Below are 17543 nucleotides of genomic sequence, written 5' to 3'. Positions count from 1 at the left end.
GTATAGAATAGAAATGTTTCAAAAGTCAGAATTTATTACACCTACTGTAATAAATATATTTTTTGTACAGAAAGGAGCGATTCACATATGCAGGCAGTTTCGCAAAAAAACACAGTAGAAACACCGACAATATATCGAATATTATTTGCGATTAGCTTTGGACATTTTTTAAATGATTCGATGCAAGCAGTTGTACCGGCGTTGTTTCCTATTTTGGAAAAAACGATGAATTTATCCTATATGCAAGTAGGGTGGATTGCGTTTGCGTTAAATATGACGTCATCGATTATGCAACCGGTGTTTGGTATGTATTCAGATAAGAAGCCGTCACCATTTTTATTACCACTCGGCATGTTTTCAAGTATGCTTGGAATGATTGGACTCGCGTTTGCACCAAACTTTATTATTGTTATTATTTCTGTTTTATTTATTGGTTTAGGTTCCGCAGTCTTTCATCCAGAAGGCGCTCGTGTTGCGTATATGGCGGCAGGTGCAAAACGAGGGTTAGCGCAAGCGATTTATCAAGTTGGGGGAAACACGGGGAATTCTTTAGCTCCTATCTTTGCAGCGCTAATTTTCGTTCCACTCGGTCAAATTGGTTCATTAGGTTTTACAGCATTTGCAGCAGTAGGAATTGCATTATTAATTTTCGTATCGAATTGGTACAAAAATGAATTAGCAACCGGCGCTGTAAGAAGGAAGAAGAGAGCTGCGCTTGAGGCGGAAAATGCAATTGTAAGTACACATATTAAATTCGTAATTATACTTCTTGTTTTTCTTACTTTTGTGCGCTCTTGGTACGGTGCAGGTATCGGGAATTTCTATCAATTTTACTTAATTGAGCATTATGGTTTATCTATAAAAAATGCCCAGTATTTCGTATTCGCATTTATGATTGCTGGTGTGTTAGGCACTTTCTTCGGAGGACCGTTAGCAGATCGATTTGGTAAGAAAAATATCATCGTATTTTCAATGTTAGGTTCAGCGCCACTTGCACTGTTATTACCACATGTCTCACTTGTGTGGGTCGTACCGTTATTTTTATGTATCGGTTTTATTAGTTCAAGTAGTTTTAGTGTAATTGTTGTATATGCACAAGAGCTTGTACCTGGAAAAGTGGGAATGGTGTCAGGATTAATAGTAGGTCTTGCGTTTGGACTTGGAGCATTAGGTGCAGTAGTTCTTGGGAAATTAGCAGATATATATAGCCTGCAATTTATTATGCTATTATGTAGTTGTCTACCATTAATTGGACTCACTTCATGGTTACTGCCAAGTGATAAGAAAACGATAGAATAGGGGATGCGCTATGAAATTATGTGAAAACGTAACAGAATTAATAGGCGATACACCTGTCGTCCGATTATCTAAATTTATTCCGGAAGACGCAGCAGATGTGTATGTGAAACTAGAAATGTTTAATCCATCGCGCAGTGTGAAAGACCGTGCTGCTTATAATTTACTTCACGTTGCAGAAGAAAATGGTCTCATCAAACCAGGAGATACAATCATTGAACCGACAAGCGGGAATACAGGGATTGGTTTAGCGATGAATGCAGCAGCTAAAGGGTATAAAGCGATTTTAATTATGCCAGATAATATGTCAAAAGAGCGTATTAATTTATTGAAAGCATACGGAGCAGAAGTAGTTTTAACACCAGCAGAACAAAGAATGCCAGGAGCAATTGCGAAGGCGTTAGAATTGCAAAAGCAAATACCGAATAGTTTTATTCCGCAACAATTTGAAAACCCAGCTAATCCGAATATTCACCGCTATACGACTGCGCTTGAAATTTATGAACAAATGGATGGAGAGCTTGACGCCTTTGTTGCAACGGCAGGAACAGGTGGAACGATTACAGGGACTGGTGAAACGTTAAAAGAGAAATTACCAAACTTATATATTGCAGTAGTGGAACCGAAAGGATCTCCCGTTTTATCAGGTGGTGTACCAGGTCCTCATAAACTAGTAGGAACAAGCCCAGGATTTATTCCGAAAAACTTAAATACAGAAGTGTATAACGAAATTATTCAAATTGCAGACGAAGAGGCTTTAACGACAATGAGAAATTTAGCTAGACAAGAAGGATTATTAGTTGGGCCATCTTCTGGAGCATCTGTTTACGCTGCGATTATGATAGCGAAACGTCTAGGCGTTGGTAAAAAAGTTTTATGTATTGCGCCTGATACAGGTGAACGTTATTTGAGCATGGGGTTATTTGAATAAAAAAGGATAGAAACACCTTAATAGTGAATAGCTGCTATTAAGGTGTTTGGTTTATGGAATGAAGAGGGGGAGAAGAACAATGAAACTATTAAAACCAATCCATGAATATAGTGAGCATATTACGGCGTATAGACAGGCATTTTTACAATCAGGGGAACAACCACATGGAAGTAGTTCTTTACAAAACTTTGATTCTCTTGATGAATGGTTTGAAAAAGTGAGTAAACAAGAACTAGGAGAAAATATACTAGCTAATCGAGTGCCATCTAGCCAGTTTTTAAGTTTTGAAAAAAGGGAACTTATAGGTTTTGTGAATATTAGACATAGATTAAATCCAGAATTATTACGGGAAAGCGGTCATATTGGATATAGTGTCCATCCAAATAAACGTCGCCACGGTTACGCTACGAAACAACTAAAGCTTGCATTAGCTGAAGCACAAAAATTAGGATTACAGAAAGTGTTAATAACTTGCGATAAATCCAATATCGGTTCTGCTAAAACGATTCAAAAGGTTGGCGGTGTGTTAGAAAATGAAGTAGTTTCTTCTCGTACTGGTGAAGTTATTCAGCGCTATTGGATAGAAATATGATGTAGTAGGAATTTGAAAAGGTAATGCAAGCTGTAAAATCGAAATAGATAAATGAAATATAAGGGATTACTGCAATTTTAGGGGGAAATGAAATGGGATTAAAAGAGAAAGCGATAGAGATGTCAGAGATTTATAGGAAAAATCCGAAAGTGGAAGCTATTATTTTAGCGGGTTCAGTAGCTAGAAAACTTGAAGATGAACATTCAGATATAGAATTACATATTTTATGGTCAACACCGCCGGAAGATGAGGATCGTAGGGCCCCTATTTATCATATTGATGGGAAAATATTATCGTATCATCCGTATGAGGAAGAAGAATGGTCGGAAACGTATTTAACGAAAGAGGGAATTAAATTAGAGATTAGTAACTTTTTAACAGAGACAGTAGAGAAAGTGATTTCGGATGTGGTGGATCAATATGATATAAGTTATGAAAAACAATGTATTGTATCATCTGTTCATGATGGTGTTAGTTTGTATGGAGAAGGGAAAGTGAATGAATTAAAAGATAGAGTAGCGGCATATCCAGATGAACTAGCAAAACGGATGATTTCAGAAAATCTATGGTTAAGTAATCGTTGGCACAATCGAAAGGCGCTTTTAAAACGGAAAGATTGGCTTATGCTTTATGACGTTATTTGTGAAGTACAAAGGAATGTATTTGGTGTTTTATTTGGTTTGAATAAAATGTACGTGCATCATCCAGCGTTTAAATGGATGCCTAATAATGTGGAACGAATGACTATTAAACCTGAAAAATTATATAAACGTATGGCAGATATATTAATAGGGAGTCCAGAAAATAGTGTGCAGGAGTTAGAGTTGCTAATAGAAGAAGTATTGCAACAAGTTCATACATACGCGCCAGGAGTAAATGTGGATGAGCAAGAAAAATCTATTTTTTATTTTGTGAAATAGAAAATAGTAATAAGGGGGAAGTTATGGGGTTTTTTAATAGGTTTTTTAAAAAAGTTGAAAAAGTGAATGAGCAAGAGGCCACTCTTCATGAATTAAGTGAAGAATTGTATGTTGAATCACCGGTAGAGGAAGCGACTAGTTACTGGGTATCAATGGCACAAAATATAATTATTAATGCTGTAAAAGCAGCTGACAATGATGTGGAACGTGCCTTCGTATTATTGAATTTGAAGAAAGGTGAGGCTTCATTTGATATTTTTTATCAAATAAACGGACAATTGTATTTCTGGGATCAGCTAGAAAATGAGACGATAAAAAATAGAATTCAGAACGAGTTGTTACCGCAAGCTCCAGAAGTTTCAAATGCAGTAAATGAGCAATTTCGTGAAGCTGATCACCCTATAATTTCGTTCGCACAATTGCAGTTTGAATGGGAAACGAAAGCCTGGTTCTCACATATAATTTGGGAAGATAACCTTGCTGCTCAATTGCCAAAAACTCAAATTTTAAATGAATGGTTTCGTGTAATTAAAGAAGAAACGAAAAATAGACCACTGGATAGTGATGCGGAATTTTCTTGGTATCCATCAAACTCTTAAAAACTAATACAGATAGAGATAGGTTATGTTTCTAGATGATTTTTCTTCTGGAATAAGTATCAATAATACGTAATTCTTTTTCTATTGCCTGTTAGAATTCGTTATGTACTAATCTACTTGTTTTCTAAACTAAAACTTATATTTTGAATTTTTAAATAGATTGTAATACATAAAAATTCAAAATATAAGTTGACACTATTTTTAATGTGTGATAAAAATGATAGTAATCAATTCGGAAAATAATATTTGGGCAATGAAAGGGTATAGTAGTGAATATCTCCCTATTTCAGAGAGCTGATGGTTGGTGTGAATCAGTATATAGATTATTCATGAAGTTCGTCCTGGAGCATCTTTCATAAATCTCGCATTATGAGGAAATGAAAGACGGTAGTTTATACCGTTATCAAATAAAGTGGTGAAGATTTTTTCACAACTAGGGTGGTACCGCGATATTTATCGTCCCTACGTATTTACGTAGGGACGTTTTTTATTTAGGTCCTAACTTTGGTGTGGCTTCATAACTAGGGTGGTACCGCGATATTTTATCGTCCCTACGTTTTTGCGTAGGGGCGTTTTTATTTAGGTGGTTTCTTAGTGTTCTTCACAACTAGGGTGGTACCGCGATATTTTTGTCGTCCCTACGTATTTACGTAGGGGCGTTTTTTATTATTAGGGAGGAAGTGAACGTATTAGAAAAGAGTATTGATAGAACAATATAAATACCGAATTGTAACAAAAAAGAAGAGATAGAGAGGAGATTAATAAATGAATTCACAGCAATGGACATCGAAATTAGGTTTCGTATTAGCTGCAGCAGGTTCGGCAATTGGTCTTGGGGCGATTTGGAAATTCCCATATATGGCCGGCATTGGAGGAGGCGGAGCATTCTTCCTAATTTTCATCGGTTTCACATTATTAATTGGTTTACCGCTATTATTAGCTGAATTTGTTATTGGAAGAAGTACACAAAAAGAGGCTGTTGATGCATATAGAGAGATTGCTCCTAAAACGTTATGGCCTTGGTTAGGTAAATTAGGAATTGTAACATGTTTCATATTACTTTCTTTCTACAGTGTTGTAGGAGGCTGGATTTTATTATATTTATGGAATGCAATTACAGGTAGACTATGGGAAGGAAATGGAGCATACGAAGCTACGTTTGGTGAAATCATTTCCAATCCATATTTAGCAGTTGGATCACAGCTATTATTCATCCTTATTACTATTTTTATCGTAAGTAAAGGTGTACAAAATGGTGTTGAAAAAGTAAATAAATATTTCATGCCAGCACTATTTGTTTTATTCTTTGTATTAATAGTTCGTGCACTTACGTTAGATGGTGCCGGAGAAGGCGTTCGTTTCTTCTTACAACCTGATTTCTCACATGTAACATCAGAAGTTATTTTATACGCAATGGGGCAATCGTTCTTCTCGTTATCTGTCGGGGTAGCCGTTATGGTAACGTATAGCTCGTATTTACCGAAAGAAGAAAGCTTACCACGTTCAGCATTTTCTATCGTAGCATTAACTCTTGTTATTACATTACTTGCAGGACTTGCAATTTTCCCAGTTGTGTTCGCATTCGGAATGGAACCATCTCAAGGACCGGGACTATTATTTATCGTATTGCCAGCTATTTTCAGTAAAATGGCATTTGGAAAATTATTCTTCATCGTTTTCTTATTACTATTCTTCTTCGCTACGATTACATCAGCAATTTCGATGTTAGAAATTAGTGTTGCGTCGTTAACATCAAAAGGTAAAGGGAAACGTGAAAAAATGGCCTTAATCGTAGGGTTATTAATCTTCGTTGTTGGGGTACCATCAGCATTATCATTCGGTATATTAAGTGATCTGAAGATTTTCGGAAAGACAGTCTTTGATTTAGCGGACTATGCAGTAAGTAACGTATTAATGCCACTTGGTGTATTATTAGTTTCTATCTTTGTTCCTTTGAAAATGAAGAAAGATGTATTAATGAAAGAGCTAGGTGTAAGTAAAAATAAAGGTTATAAACTATTCGTATTATGGTTATTCTTACTTCGGTATATCGCACCAATTGCGATTATTATCGTATTCTTAAATGTACTTGGCATTATATAAAAAGGTAGCGTATCATACAAAGATACGCTACCTTTTTATTTTGCTCTTTTTTGCAATTCATTTACTGTTACGAACTGATAGCCCTTCTTAGATAAAGAATCTAAAATACCTTCAATCGTTTGTAAATTTTCATTAGACTCATCATACATAGAATGCAATAAAATGATAGAACCTGGTTTTACATTTTTATTAACATATTCAATTTTATCAGCCGTAGATTTATAAAAAGTATCGGGCTCAAGATCCCATATAATCGTTTCGATATTATTTTTATTTAAATAATAGGGTAGTCCAATTAATTTTTTCCCGTTAGGAGGCCTAAAATCAATTTCGTCTGTAAATCCTGTTTGGCGGATTAATGAATTCGTTTTTTCTATTTCACCTTTAATGAAAGAAGGTGTTTTGAAAACCATTCTATTATGAGAATATGTATGGTTTCCAAGTTGGTGCCCAGATTGCGCAATAGCTTCTCCTAACGATAAATTTTTCTCTAATTCATTTCCAATTAAAAAGAAAGTAGCTTTAGCGTTGTATTTATCTAGTAGCGGTAATATTTGTTTTACATTGTTAGTAGGGCCATCATCAAAAGTTAAAGCAATCACTTTTTCATTTGTTTCTACGCGTTGTGTTAAATCTCCAAATAATTGAAAGCTTCTTGCGTTCATCAATTTGTATGTTCCAAATAATGCCGTGATAATAAAGAATAGTGTAACGGTTGTAATGATAATTTTTTTCCTCATAATGTAACCTCACAATGATTTTTGATTCAATTAATAAGTATTATATCAAATTAAGTAATTTCACGCTTTAAAAAGGATGTGGATGCAAGGGGAAGGGATTTATCATATAATAAAATGCAAAAGGTATATTAGGAGGTGTTTAAATGGCGATTACAATTCAATTGCCAGACACTGCAACGTCTCATGCAAAGCCAAGTATGGAAATGGCGATACTTTGCGTGAGGTAGACAAGTAATATACAATCGCCTAAATGAGCTCGTATCATTTTTTATATTTGGCTTTGCACCTTATTGAAATGAACTATAAAAAATAAGGGGCGAGCAGAAATGAAATACGTTAAAGCCGCGACGGTTTTACCAGAAAGTTTAATTACTGAAATTCAAAAGTATATACAAGGTGAAACAATTTATATTCCGAAACAAGAAACGAAACATTATAAATGGGGTACACGATCTGGCGGAAGAAAACAACTAGATGAAAGAAATAAAGCGATTAAAGAAGCGTTTAAAAGTGGGATTGCTATTCATCAACTTGCAGAAGAATATTTTCTTTCTGGGGAAACGATTAAAAAGATTGTATATTCTAAATGAGCATAAAAGAGTCTAGTTCAAATATTATTTTGAACTAGACTCTTTTTGCTTTGTATGTATTGGATATATAGGGTGTGAATGGGCATGATAATAGAAAAAATGAATCGCAATAGTATTGTATAGAAATGTGAATAGGAATAAAAACTTTATATTTCATATTACAGAAAGGTGAAAATATATGAATCATCTTGGACAAATAACGATAGAACTTTTTGTTGGTTTTTTTGTTTTATTAATTGCTACTAAAATATTAGGGAAAACACAAATATCACAGCTAACCCCTTTTGATTTTATTTCTGCGATTGTAATCGGAGAACTAGTTGGAAACACTGTATATGATCCTGAGGTGAGAGTATGGTCTATTTTATACGCTGTTTTTGTATGGGTAATATTAATTTACGCAATAGAAGCAATAACACAAAAATTTAGAAGGACAAGAAAGTTCTTTGAAGGATACCCTTCTATTATCATTCGTAATGGGCATATTGATAGAGAACAATTAAAATCAAATCATTTGGATATTAACCAATTACAACAAATGTTAAGACAACAAAAAGATATATTTTCAATCCGAGAAGTTGAATATATGATATTGGAACCTAATGGAAACATAAGCGTTCTGAAAAAAAGTAAATACGAATCTCCTACTATAAATGATTTAAGTTTAAAACATAAGCCTGTATACTTACCAATTTCATTAATTAGTGATGGGAAAGTAGTTAAGGATAATTTGAGGGAAGCAGGATTTGATGAAGGGTGGCTTTATAAACAAATAAAGCAAAAAGGAATTACTAAATTTGAAGACGTATTATATGCGGAATGGAAAGCAGATGATGGCTTCTTTTGTCAGGAAATGCAGCGGTAGAGAATAAGTGATATATGTAATGTTTGTTTCTAAGTTATCTTTTACATATCAAAAAACGTAATCATTGTATACAATAAAACTAGATCAACAATTTGTATGGAGTGATAAAGATGGAAGCGTTTATTAGAAGTGATCAATATAATTTTATAAAATCACAAGCTTATATTTTAGCAAACGGGCATGCAACCGCAAATGATAGAGGTGTAATTCAAGCGTTAAAATCGCTTGCGATTGAAAAGATAATACATGTATTTGAGAATTTAACGGATGAACAGAAAGAGTTAATTGATACGGTATTAACAGTTCAAAATAGAGAAGATGCAGAATCATTTTTAATGAAAATAAATCCGTATGTAATTCCGTTTCAAGGAGTTACAGCACAAACATTAAAAAAATTGTTTCCTAAAGCGAAAAAGTTAAAACTTCCTGATATGGAAGAAATAGATATGAAAGAAATATCTTATTTAAGCTGGATTGATAAGGGATCAAGCAGGAAATTTATTATAGCGAAAAATGATAAAAATAAATTTGTTGGTCTGCAAGGAACGTTCCAAAGTTTAAATAAAAAAAGCATTTGTTCGTTATGTCATGGACATGAAGAAGTTGGGATGTTTTTAGTTGAAATTAAAGGCGATGTACCAGGAACTTTCGTAAAAAAAGGAAACTATATTTGCAAAGATGGTGTAGCTTGTAATCAGAACATGAAATCACTTGATAAATTACAGGATTTTATTGAGCGATTAAAGAAATAAAATGGAAGACCTCTAGTACTTAAACTGGAGGTTTTTATTTTTTGAAGAAGTAGATTAAAAATTTAACTGTACTATGATTATTAGAGGATAATTAGTTCAATAGATAAACGGAAATCAAAAACGAAACCTTATAACCGTATCTCCCAATCAGTTTTAGAACGATTATTTGAAAAACTGAATCACTTACGTCACAACTTCAATGAAACAAAAACCTATATGTTATTATTTTCCGTAACACTAATGTCATATTATAAGATAAGATTTTCGAACATTTAATAGGGAGGCGTTTCTATTGAAAATCAGTGAGCTGTCTAAAAAGACAGGTGCAAGTATCCGATCCATAAGGCATTATGAGAAAAAAAATCTAATTACCGCTGTACGCCTTGAAAATGGTTATCGCGAGTTCGATGAATCCGCCATCAAACGTATTCGAATTATTCAACTTTATTTAGGTTTGGGGCTGACAACGGGACAAATTGAGGAAATATTGAAATGCGAGGATAATGGTCCGGAAGACTATGAATTTTGTGAAGAAATGCTGGAAACTTATCAAGTGAAGCTGGATCAAATTAACAGACAAATCAGTGTATTGGACGTTGTAAAGCATCGGTTGGAAAAACAAATCATGCAAATGACGGATAAAAGAAGAATGAGAAATGGAAATTCTCTTAGTTGAAACAACGAAATAATTGAAGATCCCAGTCCGCGATTATGGCGGAATCCGGGATCTTTACAGAAGACTATGATGTTATGCAGACGGTTTCTTTAGCAGTTCGGTCAAGCGAGAGAATCCGTCGGTTCCGTAGCCCTCGTTGATGGCCTGCTGGGTTACGGCCATTGCAGCACTCAGAACGCTGACGTCGAGGCCGTGGTGCTGAGCAGCATGGATGATGTGCTCCATTCCTGCCGAGGCCGAGATGATATTGGACTTGTCACCAGGGTAGTGACCCGAGTCTACTTCATTTGCTAAATAAGCCATGATGTCGGGCAAGATGCCTATGATACCCTGGGCATAAACAGCGAACTCCTTTGCCGGAATATTCTCGGCAGTGGCAAGGGCGAGAGCGTGAGCGTAACCGCTCATGGATGTCCAAAAGAGATCGAGCAGGGCCACATCATATGCCGCTGCCCGGCCAGGGTCCGCCCCAAGATAAGAAGTAGTGCCACCCAAGCTTGCCAAGGTCGGTTGGTGGGCCTTAAAGATGGATTCTGGTCCACTATACAGGACGGAAGCCGCAGGCGTCCCGATGGTTGGAGTAGGGGTCATAATCGCCCCATCGAGGTAATCGACTCCGTGTTGGGCAGCCCATGTGGCCATTTCACGGGCACGTTTGGGCGAGTCGGCAGTGAGGTTCACCAGTGTCCGTCCCTTCAGGGCATCTCCCGCAGGGGCAAGGACTTCACGGACGATATTGTAGTCCAGAACACAAATGATCACCAGGGGACTTGCAGAGACCGCGGCGATAACTGAATTCGAAAGAATCGCCCCCTGAGAAACAAGATAATCGGCTTTTTCGGCAGTTCGGTTCCATAATGTCGTAGGGTGGCCGTTCATCAGGAATGTACCAGCCAGCGCCTGGCCCATCGGACCCAAGCCAATAACTGTAACAGGTGAACGGTTCGGGTTCTCCATCATAGATACATCTGTATTTGATACTTGACTGATATTTTGTTCTTTCTCACTTTGGTCATTTTTCTTCAATGAAAATGCCTCCTTTCAGATGTTCAAACTTAATTCTAAAGTATGACACCAGTGTCACAGTCAACAAAAATATTTTGGTTATAATATTTCAACAAACCAGTTATAAGTAATCTATTATTCCATTAAAGGGCGAGATTGCGGAAAAAGTAGTGAAAAGTGATACATATTATCGATGACTAATATGTATCACTCTTTATTATTTATGACTTTTTACGATTTAGGTCTTGATAATGAAATAAAGTTTGATAAAAGATATTCTTTGAAATAGTTGCTTATTTTGAAGGAGGTAAATATGAATTACATTTCACCGGAAGAAGAAATGTTAAAAGCGAAACGGTGGTCTAAAGATACGATAGCAGCGGGTTGTGGTCATACCGTTGCTCTTAAATTAGATTGGTAGTGGGTAAATAATAAACTTGGTCAATGTGATGTAAGCAGCTGGAAAGATATTATGGCAATAGCAGCTGGTACGAATCATACAATCGGACTTAAATCAGACGGTACCGTGGTGGCAGTCGGGTGGAATGAGTATGGTCAATGTAATGTAAGCGATTGGCGTAATATTGTAGCGATAGTGGCTGGTTGTGCGCATACGGTCGGTCTAAAATTAGATGGCACCGTGGTAGCAGTAGGTGATAATACATACGGTCAATGCGATGTAGGTAGTTGGCGCAACATCCGATTGCCTGGCAAATAGTTAATGTACAACAAATCATTAGTAATATTATTCTATTTTAGGAGTAATTATGGAATAGAACATGTACATAAGAATCCCTTTTCAAAAGGGGGGGATTCTTTTCTGTAAAATGAAGGTCTAAATGGGATTTTCAAATAAATTTTATTTCAAAGCTACAGCAAAAGAGATAAATAAGACATAGGAGAGCTGAAGAAATACTTAAAAAGTTTTTGCTTTCTTTACCGGATGTTTTACTTGTATGCATTGTTATCTACATAACATACACAACTACTCTTAGTTTTGTACAGATGTTAATAATTTCAATTGCAATCGGAATCATTTGTGGTCTTGTTATAAGGATTGGTAAGGATGTATTTATGTATATAAGGTGGACAATGAAACAGAGGAAATCTTGAATACGTTGTATTGCTATTAGGAGGAGATGAAATGACTAAGAAAAAGAGTAGAGTGAAAAATGAAGTAGCGCTTTGGGCATTAACAGCGGTTGTTCTCATCATTGTATGGTACTTTTATCAAAAATAAAAACGCATCGTACTAAAAAAGCACGATGCGTTTTTATTATTTTTTTTGCCAATTTTCTTTTATAAAGTCTTCACGGCCAGATTCTTTTTGCTCAGTAGCATATTTCTCTGGGTTCTTTTTATAGAAATGTTGATGGTATTCTTCAGCCTCATAAAAAGGTGCAGACGGGCGAATTGCAGTTACGATTGGATCTTTAAACATACCGCTTTCTGCAAGAGATTGTTTTGATTTTTCAGCAAGCTCTTTTTGTGTTTCAGTATGATAAAAAATAGCAGTGCGATAAGATGGACCACGGTCAAAGAATTGTCCGCCATCATCAGTTGGATCGATTTGTGGCCAATATAAGTCTAGTAATTTCTGATAAGGAAAAATAGAAGGATCGAATGTAATTTGAACAACTTCTAAATGTCCAGATGTTCCAGCTTTTACTTGTTCATATGTTGGATTTTCTACATGACCTCCTGCATAGCCAGAAAGTACTTTATGAATACCAGGAAGTTCATCAAATGGTTTTACCATGCACCAAAAGCAACCGCCTGCGAAGGTTGCGAGTTCGTATGTTTTTTCGGACACTGCTGTAATCCTCCTAAATGTATATGTTTTATATAGTATTATATAAATTGTTTTATTGCGCAATAAAAAAGATTTGAAAATATATGTTTTTTATAAACAAGATCCTCCGCTCACATCAATTAATTGTCCAGTAACCCAGCGGCTGTCTGGAGAAGCAAGAAATGCAGCAGTATCGGCAATGTCTTCTACTTCACCTAAGCGATTGAAAGCGGAAATAGTAGTAGCGTACTGCTTCATCATTGGGTCGCTCAAGAGTTCTGCATTCATATCTGTTTTAATAAATCCTGGAAGTATTGCATTCACCGTTATTCCTCGTGCTCCAAGCTGTTTTGCTAGTGTAAAAGTCAGTGTATTAATAGCGCCTTTCGTCATACTATATGCAACAAAATCAGGTAAAGAAATGCGGGTGGCAGCGGATGAAATATTAATAATTCGGCTATTGTCACGTAAACGTGGTAGTGCTAGTTGAATGATAAAGAATGGAGCTTTTGCATTTACTGAAACCATTCTATCAAAAAATTGTTCAGTCGTTTCTTCAATAAAAGCACCAGGACCAATGCCAGCATTGTTTATTAAAATATCAAATTGTGTTTCACCAGTGCACTTTTGTAATTCAGTATCTAAAGCGTTATAAAGGTTTTCTACACCGTGTAAGGATTCTAGATTTGCGCCGATAGAAAAAGCTTGGCCACCATCTGATCGAATTTCATGAACAGTTTCTTCAGCGTCATCTTTTCGATTACCGTAATGAACAGCAACCAATGCACCGTCATTTGCTAAACGTTTAGCGATCGCTCGTCCAATTCCTCGGCTTGCTCCTGTAACTAACGCTACTTTCCCTTTTAACATAGTTTCCTCATCTCCTCATAAACTTTATAAGTTTTTCTTTATGTAGTAATGCAAACATACTTAAGTAATATATGAGTGTATGTAAGTAATGCATTCCAATTTTGATTTGAGAAAAAATAAATAGAATGAATTTTGATTTTTTCGAAAAAACATGTTGACAACGAAAAGAACAACGTCCTATAATACGTGTAACAAATAAAAGTTAATTAAGAATTTTCTAACTTTATATATTGTATATGCAAAGAAGAGGAAAGTAGATGATTATGATCGTTTCAGAGAGCTACTCCAAGGCTGTGAGGGTAGTAACAATCGAATCATTGAAGATCACCTCGGAGCATCGCTTGCGAAAGGGAAACTGAGTAGAGGGCGGCGGCATCGTCTCCGGTAAAAGGACGGAGGTCTGATTGGACCTACAAAGCTTATATTTCGTGAGAAGTATAAGGAAGCTGAGTGGTAACGCGAAACTCTCGCCTCAGCAATCAAAGCTACTAAATTGTAGTAGTTGATTGCTGAGGCGAGAGTTTTTATTTTTTAAAATAGAAGAAGAGAATGCGTAGAAGAGGAGAGTAAATGATAAAGATTGTTTCAGAGAGCTGCCCCGAGGCTGTGAGGGTGGTAACGATTCACTCATTGAAAATCACCTTGGAGCACTACTTTTGAAAACTAGTAAAAAGTAGCGGGGTTGTTCCCGATAGAAAAACAAAAGTCTAATTGGACTTGCAGAGCTTATATTTCGTGAGAAGTATAAGGAAGCTGAGTGGTACCACGATTCCCTCGTCTCAGCAATGGATCGCTACAAGTATGTATGTAATCGATTGTTGAGACGAGTATATTTTTAAGGTTTATATACTGAATATTCTGTTAAAAATACTCATCTCAGCAATCGATGTAGAAATAGGTTGCAAAAATAGAGAAAAAAGAGGAGCGATGTGAGATGGGAAACCAGTACATTTACATGAATGGGGAATTTGTAGAAAAAGAAAAGGCAGTTGTTTCAGTTTATGATCACGGTTTTTTATACGGAGACGGTGTATTTGAAGGGATTCGTAGTTACGGAGGAAATGTATTTTGTTTAAAAGAACATGTGAAACGATTATATGAATCAGCGAAATCTATTTTACTAACAATTCCAATGGCGGTAGAAGAAATGGAAGAAGCGGTTTTACATACACTCCAAAAAAATGAATATGCTGATGCTTACATTCGCTTAATTGTCTCAAGAGGAAAAGGTGACTTAGGGCTCGATCCGAGAAGTTGTGTGAAGCCGAGCGTAATTATTATTGCAGAACAATTAAATTTATTCCCACAAGAATTTTATGATAATGGGTTAAGTGTTGTATCTGTTGCATCAAGACGTAATACGCCAGACGCGTTAGATCCACGTATTAAGTCAATGAATTATTTAAATAACGTACTTGTAAAAATTGAAGCGGCACAAGCAGGAGTGTTAGAGGCTCTTATGTTAAATCAACAAGGATATGTTTGTGAAGGTTCTGGCGATAATGTTTTCGTTGTGAAAGATGGAAAAGTATTAACCCCGCCATCCTATTTAGGAGCATTAGAAGGTATTACGAGAAATAGTGTTATCGAGCTATGTGAACGACTGAGTATTCCGTGTGAGGAAAGACCATTCACTCGCCATGATGTATATGTAGCGGATGAAGTATTTTTAACAGGAACAGCAGCGGAGTTAATTCCAGTTGTAAAAGTTGATTCGAGAGAAATTGGAGATGGGAAACCAGGAAATGTAACGAAACAATTGACTGAAGAATTTAAAAAATTAACGAGAGAAAGAGGAGTACGTGTTCCCGGGCTGACGGAAAGCTTAGCATAAATAAGGAGAGGAGTTAATTGAAATGAAGCAGCAGTATACAGCGTATGAGAAGTTACAGTATGAAGAAATGACAGGCGCTGGGCACGTGATTCAATGTTTAAAGAAATTAGGTGTAACGACCATTTTCGGCTATCCAGGCGGAGCGATTTTACCAGTATACGATGCGTTATACGAAAGTGGTTTGAAACATGTTTTAACTCGTCATGAACAAGCTGCCATTCATGCGGCTGAAGGATATGCGAGAGCTTCTGGAAAAGTCGGGGTAGTCTTTGCTACCTCTGGTCCAGGGGCGACAAATTTAGTTACGGGCTTAGCAGACGCTTATATGGATTCGATTCCTTTAGTTGTCATTACCGGCCAAGTTGCAACGCCTTTAATTGGTAAAGATGGATTTCAAGAAGCGGATGTTGTCGGAATTACAGTACCTGTTACGAAGCATAATTACCAAGTTCGTGATGTAAATCATGTATCACGAATTGTGCAAGAAGCTTTTTACATCGCCAAAAGCGGACGACCGGGACCAGTATTAATCGATATTCCAAAAGATGTTCAAAATGCAAAAGTCACCAGTTTCTTTAATGAAGAAGTTGATATTCCGGGGTACAAACCAGAACTTGTACCAGACAGCATGAAACTTAGAGAGGTAGCTAAAGCAATTTCAAAATCAAAGCGTCCACTTCTTTATATTGGAGGAGGTGTCATTCATTCAGGTGGATCCGATGAACTCTTCGGATTCGCAAGGGAGAACCGTATTCCAGTCGTTTCAACTTTAATGGGACTTGGTGCATATCCACCGGGGGATCCATTGTTTCTAGGGATGCTTGGTATGCATGGGACATACGCTGCTAATATGGCGGTAACAGAATGTGATTTACTACTTGCATTAGGTGTTCGCTTCGATGATCGTGTAACAGGAAAATTAGAACTTTTTTCTCCACACTCGAAAAAAGTACATATTGATATTGATCCTTCTGAGTTTCATAAAAATGTAACTGTAGAGCATCCGATTGTTGGTGATGTGAAAAAAGCGTTACACATGTTGTTACATATGTCTATTTATACACAAACAGACGAATGGCTTCAGAAAGTAAAGACATGGAAAGAAGAATATCCACTTTCTTATAAGCAAAAAGAATCTGAGTTAAAACCACAGCATGTGATCAACTTAGTAAGTGAATTAACGAATGGTGAAGCGATTGTCACAACAGAAGTAGGACAGCATCAAATGTGGGCTGCTCACTTCTATAAAGCAAGAAAACCTCGGACGTTCCTTACTTCTGGAGGATTAGGTACGATGGGGTTTGGGTTTCCAGCAGCAATTGGTGCTCAGTTAGCTAAAAAAGAAGAACTTGTCATTTGTATTGCAGGTGACGCTTCTTTTCAAATGAACATTCAAGAACTACAAACAATTGCTGAAAATAACATCCCTGTAAAAGTATTTATTATAAATAACAAATTTTTAGGGATGGTAAGGCAATGGCAAGAAATGTTTTATGAAAATCGTTTATCAGAATCAAAAATTGGATCGCCAGATTTTGTGAAAGTAGCAGAAGCTTATGGAGTGAAGGGATTAAGAGCAACAAATTCAACCGAGGCGAAACAAGTGATGTTAGAAGCTTTTGCTTATGAAGGTCCTGTCGTAGTTGATTTTTGTGTAGAAGAAGGTGAAAACGTATTTCCGATGGTTCCGCCAAACAAAGGGAATAACGAAATGATTATGAAGAGGTGGGAAGAATGAGTCATACTTTTTCACTCGTTATTCATAACGAGCCAAGTGTCTTATTACGTATAAGTGGGGTTTTTGCTCGGCGTGGTTATTATATTTCTTCTTTACACTTAAATGAAAGAGATACTAGTGGTGTTTCTGAAATGAAACTCACAGCAGTTTGTACTGAAAATGAAGCGACATTACTTGTTAGTCAGTTGAAAAAATTAATTGATGTTCTGCAAGTAAATAAATTATAAGGAGTGTATGGAA

At 36.3% G+C, this 17543-nt stretch carries 18 protein-coding genes, 1 pseudogene and 2 other annotated features; of the genes and pseudogenes, 15 read left to right on the top strand and 4 right to left on the bottom strand.

Annotation, left to right across the window (positions count from 1 at the left end):
• The first annotated feature begins 87 nt into the window (after nt 1–87).
• From F3I02_RS05320 to F3I02_RS05295, 6 genes are all read left to right on the top strand, one after another.
• The gene (locus F3I02_RS05320) at nt 88–1299 is read left to right on the top strand and encodes an MFS transporter (RefSeq protein WP_196477719.1); all 1212 of its coding nucleotides are present in this window, start codon (nt 88–90) and stop codon (nt 1297–1299) included.
• Nucleotides 1300–1309: 10 nt separating this feature from the next.
• Nucleotides 1310–2227: a cysteine synthase A gene (gene cysK, locus F3I02_RS05315; protein WP_000762273.1), complete on the top strand. Its 918-nt coding sequence runs from the start codon at nt 1310–1312 to the stop codon at nt 2225–2227.
• Between the two features lie 79 nt (nt 2228–2306).
• Nucleotides 2307–2819 (top strand): GNAT family N-acetyltransferase, encoded by a 513-nt coding sequence (locus F3I02_RS05310; protein ID WP_000771275.1) that lies wholly within the window; start codon nt 2307–2309, stop codon nt 2817–2819.
• Nucleotides 2820–2911: 92 nt separating this feature from the next.
• Complete coding sequence (locus F3I02_RS05305; protein WP_000523176.1) at nt 2912–3739, top strand: DUF4037 domain-containing protein; 828 nt, start codon at nt 2912–2914, stop codon at nt 3737–3739.
• Between the two features lie 23 nt (nt 3740–3762).
• Entirely contained in the window at nt 3763–4338 is a 576-nt protein-coding gene (locus tag F3I02_RS05300) for a hypothetical protein (RefSeq protein WP_000505538.1), read from the top strand.
• Nucleotides 4339–4582: 244 nt separating this feature from the next.
• Nucleotides 4583–4805: a binding site (T-box leader), on the top strand.
• 298 nt (nt 4806–5103) lie between these two features.
• Entirely contained in the window at nt 5104–6441 is a 1338-nt protein-coding gene (locus F3I02_RS05295) for a sodium-dependent transporter (RefSeq protein WP_001088187.1), read from the top strand.
• Nucleotides 6442–6476: 35 nt separating this feature from the next.
• Here F3I02_RS05295 and F3I02_RS05290 read toward each other — a convergent pair whose 3' ends face one another.
• Nucleotides 6477–7181, bottom strand: coding sequence for a polysaccharide deacetylase family protein (locus F3I02_RS05290; protein WP_001227583.1), 705 nt, complete (start codon nt 7179–7181; stop codon nt 6477–6479).
• A gap of 326 nt (nt 7182–7507) precedes the next feature.
• Here F3I02_RS05290 and F3I02_RS05285 point away from each other — a divergent pair, with 326 nt between their 5' ends.
• From F3I02_RS05285 to F3I02_RS05270, 4 genes are all read left to right on the top strand, one after another.
• Nucleotides 7508–7771, top strand: a complete 264-nt coding sequence (locus tag F3I02_RS05285) for a CD3324 family protein (protein WP_000878308.1) — start codon at nt 7508–7510, stop codon at nt 7769–7771.
• Between the two features lie 178 nt (nt 7772–7949).
• On the top strand, nt 7950–8636 hold the full coding sequence (locus tag F3I02_RS05280) for a DUF421 domain-containing protein (RefSeq protein WP_001015963.1): 687 nt from the start codon (nt 7950–7952) through the stop codon (nt 8634–8636).
• Nucleotides 8637–8746: 110 nt separating this feature from the next.
• The gene (locus tag F3I02_RS05275; protein WP_163050968.1) at nt 8747–9388 is read left to right on the top strand and encodes a FusB/FusC family EF-G-binding protein; all 642 of its coding nucleotides are present in this window, start codon (nt 8747–8749) and stop codon (nt 9386–9388) included.
• A gap of 292 nt (nt 9389–9680) precedes the next feature.
• The gene (locus F3I02_RS05270; RefSeq protein WP_000703061.1) at nt 9681–10064 is read left to right on the top strand and encodes a MerR family transcriptional regulator; all 384 of its coding nucleotides are present in this window, start codon (nt 9681–9683) and stop codon (nt 10062–10064) included.
• Between the two features lie 72 nt (nt 10065–10136).
• Here the strand turns inward: F3I02_RS05270 and F3I02_RS05265 are convergent, their stop codons facing one another.
• On the bottom strand, nt 10137–11021 hold the full coding sequence (locus F3I02_RS05265) for an NAD(P)-dependent oxidoreductase (protein WP_050552471.1): 885 nt from the start codon (nt 11019–11021) through the stop codon (nt 10137–10139).
• Between the two features lie 475 nt (nt 11022–11496).
• Here F3I02_RS05265 and F3I02_RS05260 point away from each other — a divergent pair.
• Nucleotides 11497–11787: pseudogene (locus F3I02_RS05260) on the top strand (chromosome condensation regulator); the annotation flags it as partial.
• Nucleotides 11788–11981: 194 nt separating this feature from the next.
• Nucleotides 11982–12182: a hypothetical protein gene (locus F3I02_RS05255; RefSeq protein ID WP_033672568.1), complete on the top strand. Its 201-nt coding sequence runs from the start codon at nt 11982–11984 to the stop codon at nt 12180–12182.
• Nucleotides 12183–12345: 163 nt separating this feature from the next.
• Here the strand turns inward: F3I02_RS05255 and msrA are convergent, their stop codons facing one another.
• The gene (msrA, locus tag F3I02_RS05250) at nt 12346–12882 is read right to left on the bottom strand and encodes a peptide-methionine (S)-S-oxide reductase MsrA (protein ID WP_001291891.1); all 537 of its coding nucleotides are present in this window, start codon (nt 12880–12882) and stop codon (nt 12346–12348) included.
• Nucleotides 12883–12972: 90 nt separating this feature from the next.
• Nucleotides 12973–13731, bottom strand: coding sequence for an SDR family oxidoreductase (locus F3I02_RS05245; RefSeq protein ID WP_000911806.1), 759 nt, complete (start codon nt 13729–13731; stop codon nt 12973–12975).
• A gap of 545 nt (nt 13732–14276) precedes the next feature.
• Nucleotides 14277–14516 (top strand) — a binding site (T-box leader).
• A 149-nt stretch (nt 14517–14665) separates the two neighbouring features.
• Here F3I02_RS05245 and ilvE point away from each other — a divergent pair.
• Genes ilvE through F3I02_RS05230 form a run of 3 tightly spaced genes read left to right on the top strand, consistent with a single transcriptional unit; the run spans nt 14666 to nt 17530 of the window.
• Nucleotides 14666–15565, top strand: coding sequence for a branched-chain-amino-acid transaminase (gene ilvE, locus F3I02_RS05240; RefSeq protein WP_196477718.1), 900 nt, complete (start codon nt 14666–14668; stop codon nt 15563–15565).
• Between the two features lie 22 nt (nt 15566–15587).
• Entirely contained in the window at nt 15588–17303 is a 1716-nt protein-coding gene (gene ilvB / locus F3I02_RS05235) for an acetolactate synthase large subunit (protein ID WP_163050970.1), read from the top strand.
• Nucleotides 17300–17530 carry an ACT domain-containing protein gene (locus tag F3I02_RS05230; RefSeq protein WP_002163928.1) on the top strand — a complete coding sequence of 77 codons (231 nt, stop codon included), beginning with the start codon at nt 17300–17302 and terminating at the stop codon, nt 17528–17530. The genes ilvB and F3I02_RS05230 overlap by 4 nt, the downstream gene beginning before the upstream one ends.
• The last annotated feature ends 13 nt before the right edge of the window (nt 17531–17543 follow it).

It is taken from the genome of Bacillus sp. SRB3LM, assembly GCF_015712745.1.
Taxonomy (GTDB): domain Bacteria; phylum Bacillota; class Bacilli; order Bacillales; family Bacillaceae_G; genus Bacillus_A; species Bacillus_A thuringiensis_K.
This window is presented reverse-complemented; position numbering and strand designations above follow the sequence as displayed.

Coding starts and splice junctions, on each gene's coding strand:
- F3I02_RS05320 (WP_196477719.1), top strand. CDS start 88: ATGCAGGCAGTTTCGCAAAAAAACACAGTAGAAACACCGACAATATAT.
- cysK (WP_000762273.1), top strand. CDS start 1,310: ATGAAATTATGTGAAAACGTAACAGAATTAATAGGCGATACACCTGTC.
- F3I02_RS05310 (WP_000771275.1), top strand. CDS start 2,307: ATGAAACTATTAAAACCAATCCATGAATATAGTGAGCATATTACGGCG.
- F3I02_RS05305 (WP_000523176.1), top strand. CDS start 2,912: ATGGGATTAAAAGAGAAAGCGATAGAGATGTCAGAGATTTATAGGAAA.
- F3I02_RS05300 (WP_000505538.1), top strand. CDS start 3,763: ATGGGGTTTTTTAATAGGTTTTTTAAAAAAGTTGAAAAAGTGAATGAG.
- F3I02_RS05295 (WP_001088187.1), top strand. CDS start 5,104: ATGAATTCACAGCAATGGACATCGAAATTAGGTTTCGTATTAGCTGCA.
- F3I02_RS05290 (WP_001227583.1), bottom strand. CDS start 7,181: ATGAGGAAAAAAATTATCATTACAACCGTTACACTATTCTTTATTATC.
- F3I02_RS05285 (WP_000878308.1), top strand. CDS start 7,508: ATGAAATACGTTAAAGCCGCGACGGTTTTACCAGAAAGTTTAATTACT.
- F3I02_RS05280 (WP_001015963.1), top strand. CDS start 7,950: ATGAATCATCTTGGACAAATAACGATAGAACTTTTTGTTGGTTTTTTT.
- F3I02_RS05275 (WP_163050968.1), top strand. CDS start 8,747: ATGGAAGCGTTTATTAGAAGTGATCAATATAATTTTATAAAATCACAA.
- F3I02_RS05265 (WP_050552471.1), bottom strand. CDS start 11,021: ATGGAGAACCCGAACCGTTCACCTGTTACAGTTATTGGCTTGGGTCCG.
- F3I02_RS05245 (WP_000911806.1), bottom strand. CDS start 13,731: ATGTTAAAAGGGAAAGTAGCGTTAGTTACAGGAGCAAGCCGAGGAATT.
- ilvE (WP_196477718.1), top strand. CDS start 14,666: ATGGGAAACCAGTACATTTACATGAATGGGGAATTTGTAGAAAAAGAA.
- ilvB (WP_163050970.1), top strand. CDS start 15,588: ATGAAGCAGCAGTATACAGCGTATGAGAAGTTACAGTATGAAGAAATG.
- F3I02_RS05230 (WP_002163928.1), top strand. CDS start 17,300: ATGAGTCATACTTTTTCACTCGTTATTCATAACGAGCCAAGTGTCTTA.